Origin of the sequence: Stagnihabitans lacustris (assembly GCF_025950525.1) — a bacterium.
GTDB lineage: Bacteria > Pseudomonadota > Alphaproteobacteria > Rhodobacterales > Rhodobacteraceae > Stagnihabitans.
Genome location: NZ_JAPDGS010000004.1, coordinates 41,603 through 54,400, shown reverse-complemented (window position 1 = coordinate 54,400; position 12,798 = coordinate 41,603). Strand labels below are relative to the sequence as shown.

15 protein-coding genes and 1 pseudogene are annotated in these 12,798 nt (G+C 65.3%); 5 read left to right on the top strand and 11 right to left on the bottom strand.

The window, feature by feature from the left end; all coding sequences use genetic code 11:
• Positions 1 to 18: 18 nt before the first annotated feature.
• Together NX862_RS11260 and NX862_RS11255 are read right to left on the bottom strand one after the other, a co-directional pair.
• Entirely contained in the window at positions 19 to 225 is a 207-nt protein-coding gene (locus NX862_RS11260) for a hypothetical protein (protein WP_264494015.1), read from the bottom strand.
• Entirely contained in the window at positions 222 to 539 is a 318-nt protein-coding gene (locus NX862_RS11255; protein WP_264494014.1) for a TraR/DksA family transcriptional regulator, read from the bottom strand. Before NX862_RS11255 ends, NX862_RS11260 begins: the two co-directional genes overlap by 4 nt.
• Before the next feature lie 97 nt (positions 540 to 636).
• On the opposite strand from NX862_RS11255, the gene NX862_RS11250 reads away from it, so the two are divergent.
• The 4 genes and pseudogenes from NX862_RS11250 (at position 637) to NX862_RS11235 (ending at position 3,814) form a co-directional block, all read left to right on the top strand.
• Positions 637 to 1,050 (top strand): YeeE/YedE family protein, encoded by a 414-nt coding sequence (locus NX862_RS11250; protein ID WP_264494013.1) that lies wholly within the window; start codon positions 637 to 639, stop codon positions 1,048 to 1,050.
• Positions 1,050 to 1,463, top strand: a pseudogene (locus NX862_RS11245) (DUF6691 family protein); the annotation flags it as partial. The gene NX862_RS11250 and the pseudogene NX862_RS11245, both read left to right, overlap by 1 nt.
• Before the next feature lie 27 nt (positions 1,464 to 1,490).
• Positions 1,491 to 1,907 (top strand): protein tyrosine phosphatase family protein, encoded by a 417-nt coding sequence (locus tag NX862_RS11240; protein WP_264494304.1) that lies wholly within the window; start codon positions 1,491 to 1,493, stop codon positions 1,905 to 1,907.
• 35 nt (positions 1,908 to 1,942) lie between these two features.
• Positions 1,943 to 3,814: a hypothetical protein gene (locus NX862_RS11235; protein WP_264494012.1), complete on the top strand. Its 1,872-nt coding sequence runs from the start codon at positions 1,943 to 1,945 to the stop codon at positions 3,812 to 3,814.
• Between the two features lie 404 nt (positions 3,815 to 4,218).
• Here the strand turns inward: NX862_RS11235 and NX862_RS11230 are convergent, their stop codons facing one another.
• Entirely contained in the window at positions 4,219 to 5,418 is a 1,200-nt protein-coding gene (locus NX862_RS11230) for a FliM/FliN family flagellar motor switch protein (RefSeq protein ID WP_264494011.1), read from the bottom strand.
• Between the two features lie 143 nt (positions 5,419 to 5,561).
• The gene (locus tag NX862_RS11225; protein ID WP_264494010.1) at positions 5,562 to 6,548 is read right to left on the bottom strand and encodes an ABC transporter substrate-binding protein; all 987 of its coding nucleotides are present in this window, start codon (positions 6,546 to 6,548) and stop codon (positions 5,562 to 5,564) included.
• A gap of 262 nt (positions 6,549 to 6,810) precedes the next feature.
• On the opposite strand from NX862_RS11225, the gene NX862_RS11220 reads away from it, so the two are divergent.
• Entirely contained in the window at positions 6,811 to 7,368 is a 558-nt protein-coding gene (locus NX862_RS11220) for a VPLPA-CTERM sorting domain-containing protein (RefSeq protein ID WP_264494009.1), read from the top strand.
• Between the two features lie 38 nt (positions 7,369 to 7,406).
• Here the strand turns inward: NX862_RS11220 and NX862_RS11215 are convergent, their stop codons facing one another.
• From NX862_RS11215 to hydA, 7 genes are all read right to left on the bottom strand, one after another.
• Positions 7,407 to 8,252 carry an ABC transporter permease gene (locus NX862_RS11215; RefSeq protein ID WP_264494008.1) on the bottom strand — a complete coding sequence of 282 codons (846 nt, stop codon included), beginning with the start codon at positions 8,250 to 8,252 and terminating at the stop codon, positions 7,407 to 7,409.
• Positions 8,249 to 9,133: an ABC transporter permease gene (locus NX862_RS11210; RefSeq protein ID WP_264494007.1), complete on the bottom strand. Its 885-nt coding sequence runs from the start codon at positions 9,131 to 9,133 to the stop codon at positions 8,249 to 8,251. Before NX862_RS11210 ends, NX862_RS11215 begins: the two co-directional genes overlap by 4 nt.
• The gene (locus NX862_RS11205; RefSeq protein WP_264494006.1) at positions 9,130 to 9,465 is read right to left on the bottom strand and encodes a hypothetical protein; all 336 of its coding nucleotides are present in this window, start codon (positions 9,463 to 9,465) and stop codon (positions 9,130 to 9,132) included. Before NX862_RS11205 ends, NX862_RS11210 begins: the two co-directional genes overlap by 4 nt.
• A gap of 108 nt (positions 9,466 to 9,573) precedes the next feature.
• Positions 9,574 to 10,368 carry an ABC transporter ATP-binding protein gene (locus NX862_RS11200; protein WP_264494005.1) on the bottom strand — a complete coding sequence of 265 codons (795 nt, stop codon included), beginning with the start codon at positions 10,366 to 10,368 and terminating at the stop codon, positions 9,574 to 9,576.
• Positions 10,365 to 10,868: a hypothetical protein gene (locus NX862_RS11195; protein ID WP_264494004.1), complete on the bottom strand. Its 504-nt coding sequence runs from the start codon at positions 10,866 to 10,868 to the stop codon at positions 10,365 to 10,367. Before NX862_RS11195 ends, NX862_RS11200 begins: the two co-directional genes overlap by 4 nt.
• A complete protein-coding gene (locus NX862_RS11190; RefSeq protein WP_264494003.1) occupies positions 10,865 to 11,206 on the bottom strand; it encodes a hypothetical protein in 342 nt (113 codons plus the stop codon). Before NX862_RS11190 ends, NX862_RS11195 begins: the two co-directional genes overlap by 4 nt.
• 89 nt (positions 11,207 to 11,295) lie before the next feature.
• On the bottom strand, positions 11,296 to 12,747 hold the full coding sequence (gene hydA / locus NX862_RS11185) for a dihydropyrimidinase (RefSeq protein WP_264494002.1): 1,452 nt from the start codon (positions 12,745 to 12,747) through the stop codon (positions 11,296 to 11,298).
• Positions 12,748 to 12,798 lie beyond the last annotated feature (51 nt).

The following is a 12,798-nucleotide window of genomic DNA, read 5'->3' as shown; positions in this document are numbered from 1 at the left end:
CGGGGGGACAGCGCAGGCCTAAACGGGCAGGTTGTCGAAGTCCCGCGCCGGATGGGCGCGCTCCGCAGCAACCAGCCCCATCGTGGCCGGCAAAAGCCCCGAGGCGGACAGGACCGAGAACATCGCGGCCAGCCCATCCATTTCGGCCTTCAGACCGGCAAGGGTCATGTCCTGCGCCATCTGGTTGAAGGCCTCCAGGATCGGCAGATGCATCGCCTGGGTCATTTCGCGCAATCCTTGCAAAAGGGGGTAAAGGGCACGATGTCCAACCGCGCCTCCGAGATCGGGGCGCCGCAGACCTGGCACAGGCCGTAATCCCCGCCCTCGATCCGGGTCAGGGCGGCGGCGATGGCGCGCAGCTCTTGCGCGGCCTCTTGGCCCATGCCCTCCAGAACCTCATCGCCCTCGCGCTCGGTCGCAAGCTCTTCCCAGTCGGGCGTGTTGTGCGAGGTCAACTCGGCCTCGATCCCCCGCGCCCGCGCCTTCAGCGCCTCGGCCCGGGCCAGGAGTTCGGCCTTGCGTGCTGTGATCGTTGCCATGATGGGCCTCCTTTTGCGCCAGACTGGCCCAATCCCGCCCCGCCCGCCTTGATCCACGTCAACAGAAGTGCCACTCAGGCGAAAACAGGAGGATCAGATGCCGACGGACTGGATATGGGGCCTTGTGGGCGGGCTGATGATCGGCACGGCGGGGGCGGCCTTTTTGCTGCTGAACGGGCGGATCATGGGGGTCACGGGGGTTCTGGGCGGGCTGGTCGACGGGACCGAGCGGCGCGGCGCCCTGCCCTTTCTGGCCGGGCTGATCCTGGCCCCGGCGCTGGCGGCGGCACTTTGGGGCGGGCAAAGCCACCTGACCGGCAACCTGAGCCTTGTGGCGCTGGCCGGGGTGCTGGTGGGCTTTGGCACGCGGCTTGCCAATGGCTGCACCTCGGGTCATGGGGTCTGCGGCATGTCGCGCCTGGCCCCGCGCGGCATCCTGGCCAGCCTGACCTATATCCTGGCCGGAGCCCTTGTGATGGCCGTCCTGCGTCAGGGCCTGGGGGTCCTGTGATGCGCCGCCTGACCGAATTCCTTGCGGGTGCGCTGTTTGGCCTGGGGCTTTGGCTGTCGGGGATGACCGATACGGTCAAGGTCCAGGGTTTTCTGGACCTGTTGGGCGCCTGGGACCCGACGCTGGCCTTTGTCATGGGCGGCGCGATGCTGCCGATGGCCGCGGCCTGGGCGCTGGCGGCAGGGCGGACCCGCGCGGTCCTGGGCGCGCCCCTGCCCGGCCCCGCCCGGCGCGACATCGGGCCCGACCTGATCCTGGGCTCGGTCCTGTTTGGGGCGGGTTGGGCGCTGGTCGGGCTTTGCCCCGGCCCGGCGCTGGCCTCTTTGACCTATCCGGGCACGCGCCTCGCCGGTCTGGTCTTTCTTGTCGCGATGTGTGGCGGTATGCTTGCGGCCAAACCCCTGCGCGCCCGTTTCGCCGCCCCCCTTCAAGGAAGCCTCATGGACATCCGCCACCTGACCCCCGACTACGCCGTCTCGCCGCAGATCACCCCCGAGGACCTGCCCACGCTGCAGGCCCTGGGCTTCACCACGGTCATCAACAACCGCCCCGACGGCGAAATCCCGGCCGCCCTGTCCACCGAGGTCATGAAGGCCGCAGCCGAGGCCCTGGGCCTGACCTTTGTCATCAACCCGATCCGGCCGGGCGATTTCTCGGACACGGTGCTTGCGACCCAAGGCGCGGCCATCGCGACGGGAAAGGTCTTTGCCTATTGCGCCAGCGGCAACCGGTCGTCCTGCGCCTGGGCGCTGTCGACGCCCGAGGACCTGGACATCGACGCCCGCATCGCCATCCCGGCCGAGCATGGCTATAACCTGGAACCCCTGCGCGCGATGATCGCCGCCCGGGTGGGGTAAACAGGCGCGGCTTTTTGCAGGATCGGAACGGCCAGATGACGACGGAAGCTGACCTGGGGACACAGGTCCTGGCGCTGTTGACCGCGCAACCCAAGGACCGCCGGGCGCTCAAGTCGCTGCTGGCGCCTTGGCCCAAGGCCGAACAGATCGCGGCGCTGTTTGCGGCGCAGCACCGGGCCGGGCGGCTGTTCACGCAAGCCCTGGTCACGATCCTGGAGCTGGACGAGACCTTTGACAGCACCGTCTTTGGCGCGCTGCGCGAGGCTCATCTTGCGCATGACCCCGAACAGCGCGACCTGTCCCGGCTGTGGCAGGCCGTGGGCGCCGCCGCCCCCCTGCCCGACGACCTGACCTTTACCGCCGAGGCCGCGCGGGCCCATCATGCCCTGCGCGCGCCCGACTGCCACGTCCTGCGCCTGGGGCCGCGCAAACCCGAGGACGAGGCCTGGCTTGTCGAAATCGGCCTTGACCCCCAGGCCCTGCGCGCGCGCCTGGCCGAATTTCTGCGGCTGGACGAGGGATGGAAGGCGATCCTCGACGGCGCAAGTTTCGCCAGCTCCGAAGCCCGCGAGATCGTCACCCGCAACGAGGCCTTTTGCAGCTATCAGGACCGCGCCGTGGCCGCAGGCCATCTGGTCCTGCCCGACCCTGTCACAGGCCGGCCCCTGACCCCGGTGGACAGCTGCCTTCTGTTTGGGCGCAGCTGTTATTTCTTTCTGGGCGCCCAGCCTTTCTACCTGATCTGCGCCGGGGCCGGGGCCAAGGCGCTGTGCCTTTACTTCCCCCGCCATGCCACGCTGATCGACCTCGGCTCTGGCGTCAGCAAATTCCTGACGGTCGGGCTTTTCGCCAATACCTTCTCGCTCTTGTCGACCCGGTTCCTGCAGCACCGCGCGCTTTACAACGCCGTCCTGCAGGCCCCCTTGCCCGCACAGACCGCGCTGACCCTGACCACCCATCTGGCGGCCAATCCCGCCCATCACCTGTGGAACTTTTTCACCCCGCTGGAACGGATCATCCGCGCAGGCCAAGCCCACCGCGTCGCCCGCCTGATCACCGGTGGCACCGAATTCTACGGCAAGCTTGCCGCGATCTTTCCCGAGTTTGCCGACCGTATCCAGGACGACGCCAAGCCCGGTGTCCTTGATCCGCATCCGTTTGACCCCGGGCATCTGCTGCTGACCGTCGGCGGCTATTTCATCCCGCAAAGCCTCAAGGACCGGATGCGCGCCGTGGCGCGGGCTGCGACCCACCGCAGCTTTACCGAGGCGCAGATGGCAGAGCTGACCACGGGCGCCTTTCCCGTGGTCTGGATCGGGATGCGGCTGGGCGACAAAAGCTGGGCTGACCAAGAGGCGGGGATTCAGGCCCTGGCCGAGGGGCTCTTTACGCGCCATCCCCGGGCTCTGATCCTGCTGGACGGGTTCTCTTATCCGGTGGGCCGGGATGAGATCTCGGGCAAATGGGCGGCGGTGATTGCCGAGCTTCACGCCCTGGGCGCGCGCGTGATTGCAGCCCTGCCCGGGCGGGCGGTGGTCAATCTGGTGGGCACGACGCTGGCCGATGCCGTGCTTTGGGCCGAGCGAACGGATGTCTACCTGACCCCGGTGGGGTCGTCGCAACACAAGGTCGGCTGGCTGTCACAGGCGCCCGGCCTGGTCTATTCGCCCCCCCGCGGCGCGCGTCCCCTGGTGGCGGAAAAACTGCCGGGGTCCTGGGAGGCAGAGGGCTCGGCCCTGCCCGATTACATCATCGGCGCGCCCGTCGCCGCCGGTCAGCGCCGCGGCGCCCTGGACCGCCGCGCGCATCTGGACAATGTCGCCCTAGACCCTCAGGCGCTGTTGGAACGCCTCTGCGCCCTGATCGACCACATCCCGGCTTGTGCGTCAAAGGACCGCGGGACCTGAACCCAGAGGCGCTGTTGGAACGCCTCTGCGCCCTGATCGACCACATCCCGGCTTGCACGCCAAAGGACCGCGGGACCTGAACCCAGAGGTGCTGTTGGAACGCCTCTGCGCCCTGATCGACCGCCTCCCGGCATGTGCGCCAAAGGACCGAGGGACCTGAACCCAGAGGTGCTGTTGGAACGCCTCTGCGCCCTGATCGACCACATCCCGGCTTGTGCGCCAAAGGACCGAGGGACCTGAACCCAGAGGCGCTGTTGGAACGCCTCTGCGCCCTGATCGACCGCCTCCCAGTTCGCAGGCCAAAGGACCGCGGGATATGAAGCCAGACCCCGAGGCCAGAGCCCGGTCGGCCAGAGCCCGCAAAGGCCAAGCAGCCCAAGCTTTGACCGGATGGACAGGTGGAGTCAGTCCGTCCCGGTGGGAAGGAATTCGCCCAAGGCATCGGCCCCCATGGCGGGGAAATCCATCGCCGGGAAATCGGCGCCCTCTTCAAGACCGGCCGACATGTCCACGGCCGCGAAGTCGAAATTGCCAAGGTCGGCGGCCATCGGCTCGGGCATCTCGAACCCGGCATCCCCCGCGGCCTCGGACCCGAAGCCGCCCAAACCTGACCCCAAGCCCGCACCAAGCCCCGCAGCCATGCCGCCGCCAAAACCCCCGCCCATGCCGCCAAGCGACAGGCCGCCCATTTCGCCCTCGGTCTCGCCGGTGGCTTTGCGCAGGCCCATCGCCTCGGCAATGCGGATCGCGCGCAGGCCACGGTTCTGCCCCAGCTTGCCATCGGCCACATGTTTGCCGTCCAGCCCCTCCAGCCGGATCGCATCCAGAGCCGCATCACCCAGGGGCACCACCGCGCCAACCTCCAGCCCCATGATCTGACCCAGCGACAGCGTCACCCGTGCCAGAACCGCATCGACCCGCGCTTGGGCATCCATCACCTTTTCGGCCAAAAGCGTCGCGAAGGCCGGCCCGTGGCTTTCAATCGCCGGCAAGTCATCGGCGGCAGAGGGCTGTTGCCCGCGCCCCTCTGCCGGGACGGCCAAGAGGATCGAGCCGACCCGCACGCCGCCCCCCAAAGACACCTCGGCCCGCAGCAGTTTCAGCGGCGCATCTTCCAGCAACAGGACCAAAGGCCGCGGATCATCCAGGAAAGAGGCATAGTGAAAGCCCCCCGCCCAAACCAGATCCGCCTCTTCGGCCAGCTGAGTTTCCAACCCTTCAAGGGCGGCGTCGATCACCGAGGCCACCATGGCGGCATCGGTGCGCGTCGGTTTGCGGGGAACCACCTCTTGCGACCGCAGGCGGCCGATCGTCTGCGCCTCGATAAAGCCGGTCAGGACGGGTTGGCTGACGATGATCGCCCCCAACCCTTCGGACGGGCCCTCCAGAATGGCGATCAGCGCGCGTTCGGGGATCAGTTCGGCCAATTCGGCCAAGCTGCGCCGTTCGATCGACAGGCTGCGCACATCCAGCGACAGTTTCAGGTGATCCTGAACCGCCCGTGCCAGCGAGACACGCCATGCCCTGTCGGCGCCCGGGCCACCCTCGGCCCGTTCCACCCGACTTGCGGCGAGTTTTTTGCGAATGATTCCTGCTTCTGCCATCGACACCCTGCCTTGACCTGAAGACTGGCGGAAAGCGGTTATCAAATGGTTAGGATCGCGGAACGAAGCGGGAATTTCAGAAGAATTTGCAAATAAAACAGCGCGCGAGTTGCCCCGCGCGCCGAAAGTCCCGGACTTGGCCCTTATTGCAGGGCTTTGTCGGTGATCTGGTGGGTCCAGGCGCCAACCGGCTCCTTGGTGATGACCGGGTCCGACCCGCCGCCCAAAAGCGTTGTCACGGTGCGGGTGTAATCGGCCTCGTCCAGCGCGCCGTTCGACCCGGCGGTCAGCTTGGCAACCTCGCCCATCATGAACTTCTGGTGCGCTTCGGTCTGGGCGCCGGTCTGGTCGGCCTCCAGCACGATCATCGCGGCCTCGTCGGGGTTGGCCTCGGCGTCCTTCCAGCCCTTCATCGAAGCGCGGACGAACTTGACCATCTTGTCCTCAAAGGCCGGGTCTTTCAGATTGTCTTCCAGCACATAAAGCCCGTCTTCCAGCGTCGCCACGCCCTGCTCTTCATACTTGAAGGTCACAAGATCCTCGGCCTTGATCCCGGCATCCAGAACCTGACCATATTCGTTATAGGTCATGGTCGAGATGCAAGCGGCCTGCTTTTGCAACAGCGGATCGACGTTGAAGCCCTGCTTCAGCACCGTCACTCCGCCGGCCGAGCCATCGGTTTTCAGGCCAAGCGCGCTCATCCAGGACAGGAAGGGATATTCGTTGCCGAAGAACCAGACGCCCAGGGTCTTGTCGGCGAAATCGGCCGGGCTGGTGATGCCGGTCTCTTTCAGGCAGGTCAGCATCAGGCCCGAGGATTTGAAGGGCTGGGCGATGTTCACGAGCGGCAGGCCCTTTTCACGCGCAGCCAGGGCCGAGGGCATCCAGTCGATGATGACATCGGCCCCGCCGCCCGAGATGACCTGAGCCGGCGCGATATCGGGGCCACCGGGAAGGATCTCGACCTCAAGACCCTCTTCCTTGTAGTAACCCTTGGCTTCGGCGACGTAATAGCCCGCAAACTGCGCCTGCGTCACCCATTTCAGCTGCAGCTTGACCGTCTCGGCCTGGGCCGTGCCCGCCGCGAAAGCCAGCGCCGCAAGCGCCGCGCCGCGAATCACATTTTGCATTTCAGACTCCCTGTCGTGTTTTGGAATTATAGGCTCATTCGGCGAAAACCCCGGGCCAAAGTCAAGTCCGGCGAAAGTCTGCGTCCGGGCTCATGCGATGCATGAGAAGTGGCGCCCAAATGATTGGCGACGCTGTGTTTTCACGACACCAACGCACAACATTGCTTCGCCCTCGCACGCAAGTCTTCGGCGCAAGAGGATTGACGGCATTGGCAAGGTCGGGACAGTGTTAACACTTCGTAAATGTCAGTTGGAGAATTTGATGAAAACCATCGTCCTCGCAGCAGGTCTGGCCATGGCTGCCAGCGCCGTTTCTGCCGCAACACTGGACTTGGCGACGCTGCCGCAGGGTCAATACCTGCCGACCACGGTGACTGTCAGCGGTGCAACCGTGACCAACACCCAAGGCTTTTCGCTTTTCGCTTTGCCCACCCCTGTTGGTCTTTCCATCTGTTCGGTGGATCAGTCGGGGTCGGTTTGCACCTCTGACCTGTCGATCACCTTCGGGACGCTGGTGTCGGGCCTGTCCTTCTACCTTTTTGGGAGCGACGCCGGTGACAACGTGGCGCTGTCGATCCTTGGTCAAGGCAACGCGCTTTTGGGGACCCTGAACCTCAGCACGCCGGACCAGTTGGTCAATCTCGCCTCTTATGGTTCGGTCAGCGGCTTGGTGTTCGACCAGTCTTCGACCGGGGCCGGCTATGGCTTTGCGAACTTTACCTTCGACGTGGTCCCCACGGTCCCCGTCCCCGCCAGCCTGCCGCTTTTGGCCGGTGCGATTGCCGGTGTGGCCGCGCTGCGCCGCCGTCGCAAGGCCTGAACAACGGAAACCCCCGGCCCATCGCCGGGGGGTTTGCTTTAGGCGCCGCGCTGCGAGGGGTGCCAGAAGGTCACGCGCGTCTCGATCCAGGAGACCAGCGCGTAAAACACCGACCCCGCCAAGGCCGCCACCGCGATCTCGGCCCAGACCAGGGGCAAATCCAGTTGCCCCACCGCGGTCGAGATGCGAAACCCCATCCCCAAAGTCGGAGAGCCGAAGTTCTCCGCCACGATGGCCCCGATCAGGGCCAAGGTCGCCGCGATCTTCAACCCGTTGAACAAAAACGGCATTGCGGCAGGCAGGCCCAGGTGGCGCAGGCGTTGACCCGCCGAAGCGCCCCAGGTCTCCATCAGGTCGCGTTGCATCCGGTCGGCGGCGGCAAGCCCCGCCACCATGTTCACCAAGACCGGAAAGAACACCATGATGACGACGACGGCGGCCTTGGACTGCCAGTCGAAACCGAACCACATGACCATGATCGGCGCCACGCCGACGATGGGCAGGGCCGCGACGAAATTCCCCACCGGCAAAAGGCCGCGCCGCAAAAAGGGCACGCGGTCGACGATGACAGCCACAACCACAGCCGCCCCCGCGCCGATCACATAGCCCGCAAGACCGCCCTTCAGGATGGTCTGGACGAAATCGGCCCAAAGGATCGGACCATTCGCCGCAATGGCGCCTGCGATGCGCGAGGGGGCGGGAAGCACGACCTCGGGCACGTTCAGCCCGGTGACGATGCCTTGCCACAGGCACAGAACCGCCAGGCCAAACAGCGTCGGGATCATCAGCCGCACGGCCCGCGACCGGGCAAAGCGGCTTTGCGCGGCCCAGGTGTTCACCCCCCAAAGCCCAAGCCAGATCAGGATGGCCAGTGTCAGGCTCATGTCCGCCCCCCCATGCGCTTGTTGATGGCGGTTTCAGCCGCGCGCAGGATCAGGATCAACCCGCCCGCCAGGATCGCCGCGGCAAAAAGCGCGGACCAGACGACGATGGGAGAGCCGAACTGCGACCCGATCAGCATCCGCGCGCCAAGCCCCTCGATGGCGCCGGTGGGCAATTCGCCCACGATGGCGCCGACCAGGCTGGCGGCGATCCCCACCTTCAGCGAGGCGAAAAGATAGGGCATCGAGGACGGCAGGCGCAGCAGCCGAAAGGTCTGCAGGTCCGAGGCGCCCCAGGTTTTCAACAGGTCCAGTTGCATCTGATCCGGCGCCCGCAACCCCTTGACCATACCGACCAGGACCGGGAAATAAGACAGATAGGCCGCGATGATCGTTTTCGACACCAGCTGGTTTTCGACGCCCAGACGCTCGCCAAAGCCCAGCGTGTTGGACAAGACCACGATCATCGGCGCGATGGCCACGACGGGAATGGTCTGGCTGATGACGGCCCAGGGCATCAAGCCCATCTCTGCCACCCGGCTGCGCACGATGACCACGGCCATGAGGCTGCCCAGCAGGGTGCCAAAGACAAAGCCCCAGAAGGTTGACGTCAGCGTCACAAGCCCATGATAGACCAGCGATTTCTTGGAGGTGGGCGCATAGGCGGTGAGGCCCTTCCAAAGCTCCGCCGCAACCTGGTGGGGCGGCGGCAGCACGGGACGTTCCTGCGCCATCGTATCGGACACAAGCGTGGCGAACGTCACCTCGGTGCCATCGCGCGCCGCCTGGTCATAGGTCCAGGCCGCATTCAGCCAGACCGTCGCGCCATACCACAGCACCAGGATCAGACCGATCACGGCAAGGACGGGGGCTGCGGTCCTCATGTCGCGCCCCCCTGCGGCCAGGCGATCAGGGCGATGGAGACCAACCCCAGGACGACGCCCGCCACTTGCAGCGCGCTGGGGCGCTCGCCGAAGAAGAGGAAGGCGATGAGCGTCACGGCCACGAGTTGGAAGACGAGGCTGAGGGCCAGCGCAAGGCCCAGGCCATTGGCCTGCATGACCTTGACCATCAGGAAATTCCCAAGGCAGAAGGCAGCCAGCGCCGCGATCAGAAACAGCGGCTTGCTGCCCGTGGCATAGGTCTTCAGCAGGCTGTTGGCCACCATGAAGACCCCGGTCGACAGGCCAAGATAGGTGAGGGTGACGGCGTTCATGCCTGCACCCTTGATTTTAGGGGAGAGCGCCGGGGGGCCAGCCCCCCGGACCCCCCGGGATATTTCTGAAAAGATGAATGAAGGGACGGCATTTCGGCGGCTCTCGGGTCAGTCATGGGCGTGACCGGCGCGCAGGCCCTCGCGCACGCGGTGGGCGATTTCGATGAAGGCGGGGGTGTCGCGGATATCCAGCGGGCGGTGGCGCGGAAGGGGGCTGTCGATGACATCGGTGATCCGCCCCGGGCGCGGCGACATGACGACGATCTTGGTCGAAAGATAGACGGCCTCGGGGATCGAATGGGTGACGAAGCCGATGGTTTTCCCGGTGCGGGCCCAGAGGGAAAGCAGTTCCTCGTTCAGCCGGTCGCGGACGATTTCATCCAGCGCGCCGAAGGGTTCGTCCATCAACAGGATATCGGCGTCGAAGGCCAAGGCGCGCGCGATAGAGGCGCGTTGCTGCATGCCGCCCGACAACTGCCAGGGGAATTTCTGGCCGAAGCCGCCAAGGTCGACGAGGTCAAGGACGCGCTGGGTGCGGGTCTGTTGTTCCTCTTTGGAAAACCCCATGATTTCCAGAGGAAGCGAGATGTTCTTGGCAATCGTGCGCCAGGGATAAAGGCCCGCCGCCTGAAAGACATAGCCATAGGCGCGTTTGCGCCGCGCCTCGTCGGGGGGCATGCCGTTGACGGTCAGCGTGCCCGAGGTCGGATGCTCCAAAGCCGCGATGGCACGCAGGAAGGTCGTCTTGCCGCAGCCCGAAGGACCGATGAACGACACGAAGTCGCCCTGGTTGATAATCAGGTTCACGTCTTTCAGCGCCTGGACCGGGCCGTCATTCGTCTGGAAGACCAGGTTGACGGATTTGGCCTCGATCACGGGCGATTGGGTGATGGGGTCGGTCAAAGGCTTCCTCCGAAGACGGCTTCCGCGTTGACGCGGGATTTTTTGATGGTGCGGGCCGCCATGAAGGAGGCCACGAGAAGGGGCAAGCCCAAAGGCGCATAAGAGATCACCAGCGCGCCGGTCAGGATGCCCGCAAGATTGGGGCCAAAGCTGCCGTCCTCCATCGCGATGAAGGCCGTGGCGCCGATGAAAGCGCAGCCCAGGGGCGAGAGAAGCAGGGCCAGGACGCGGGTGATCAGGGCGGGCGGGCCGAAGGCCTGCAGGGTCCAGAAGGCCAGGCCATAGCCGATGCTGGCGCTGGCCAGGTAATAGGCTCCGGCGGCGGCAAAGATCAGCAACTCGGGGCCCATGACGCCGAAATAAGTAATGTCCTGTCCGATGGCATTGATCAGGACGACCGCGCCGAGTTCCAGGATCACACCGCAGAGGACAACGACGACGGATTGGGCGTAGATGGCGTCGAAGCCGAGGCGGTCACGGAGGAGAGTGCGGAGGGTCATGGGGCTCGCACGTCCTTGGTAGGGGCGCTATCCGAATAGAGGTGGGGCACCAGAAGGCACATGACGACCATGCCCAGAAACCCCAATCCTGCCGTGTCGCGCAGAACGAGAGACCATGGGACCTCTTCCCTGCCAGACCGTGCCACAAGCGACAGGCACAGCGCCCCCGCCAGCGACAGCGCCCATGATGAGAGCAAGGCCGAAAGCCGCTCGTTGCTGCCCCTGGCCTGCGTGATGCGCCAGACCAGCGACCAAAGCCCAGCCCTGCCAAGGACGAGACCTCCGAAGGAGATGATCGCGACCAGGGGAAGGCCGCTGTAGTTTCCGGCAAACGTCATGCTGCTCAAGACGAGGGGAGCCAGCACGAAGGCAAGGCAAAGAACCAGAAACCTGCCATCGAGGCCTGATCGTGCCAGCCAGCTCCTCATCACACCCCCGTCGCAGGAATTCCCGTCCGCGCCACGGGACGCGGGGCGGTCAGGTCTTTCCAGGCGCTCAGCGCGCGGTTGACGGCCGGACGGGCCTCGCGGGCGACGAAAGCCCCGTGGCCCTCGCGGGTTTCGACCCTGCCGTCGTTCACCGCCACATGGCCGCGGGTCAGCGTATAGCGCGGCAGGCCTTTGACCTTCTGGCCCTCGAAGACGTTGTAGTCGATGGCGGATTGCTGGGCGCTTGCGGTGATGGTCTTTTCGCGCGACGGGTCCCAGACGACCAGATCGGCATCGGCCCCCACCAGAACCGCGCCCTTTTTCGGATAGCAGTTCAGGATCTTTGCGATGTTGGTGCTTGTCACCGCCACGAACTCATTGGGCGTCAGGCGGCCGGTGGCAACCCCATGCGTCCAAAGCATCGGCATCCGGTCCTCCAGCCCCCCAGTCCCATTCGGGATCTTGGAGAAATTGCCCACCCCGAAGCGCTTCTGGTCGGTGGTAAAGGCGCAGTGGTCGGTGGCCACGCAGGACAGCGACCCGCTTTGCAGACCCGCCCAAAGGCTGTCCTGGTGCTTTTTGTCCCGGAAGGGCGGCGACATGACGCGGCGTGCGGCATGGTCCCAATCCGGGTTCATGTATTCGCTTTCGTCCAAAGTCAGGTGCTGGATCAAGGGCTCGCCCCAGACGCGTTTGCCCTGTTGGCGGGCGCGGCGGATGGCCTCATGGGCCTCCTCACACGAGGTATGGACGACATACAAAGGCACGCCCGCCATGTCGGCGATCATGATGGCGCGGTTGGTGGCCTCGCCCTCGACCTGGGGGGGGCGGGAATAGGCATGCGCCTCGGGGCCGGTGTTGCCCTCGGCGATCAGGCGGGCGGTGAGTTCAGCCACCACATCGCCGTTTTCGGCATGGACCATGGCAAGGCCGCCGAGGTCTCCGACGCGGCGGAAGGACTGATACATCTCGTCGTCATTGACCATCAAGGCGCCCTTATAGGCCATGAAGTGCTTGAAGGAGGTCATGCCGGCCTTGACCGACAGCTCCATATCGTCCCAGACCTTCTGCCCCCACCAGGTGACGGCCATGTGGTAGGAATAGTCACAAGAGGCCCTGCCCGACTTGTTGTGCCACATTTGGGCGGCATCCATCAGCCCCTGACCCTGGCCCGGCAGGACGAAATCGACAACCATGGTCGTGCCGCCACTCAGCGCCGCCCGCGTGCCGGATTCGAAATTGTCGGCCGAGTAGGTGCCCATGAAGGGCATCTCCAGGTGGGTATGCGGGTCAATGCCGCCAGGCATGACATAGCAGCCGGTGGCGTCAAGCTCTTGGCCGCCCTTGAGGTTCGGCCCGATCTCGGTGATCACGCCGTTCTCGATGCGGACATCGGCCTGATAGGTCAGGTCGGCGGTGACGATGGTGCCGTTCTTGATGATGGTGGTCATGGTCCCTACCTCGTTGTGTGGAGCCAAAGTCAAAAGAAAGCTTCGGTGAGG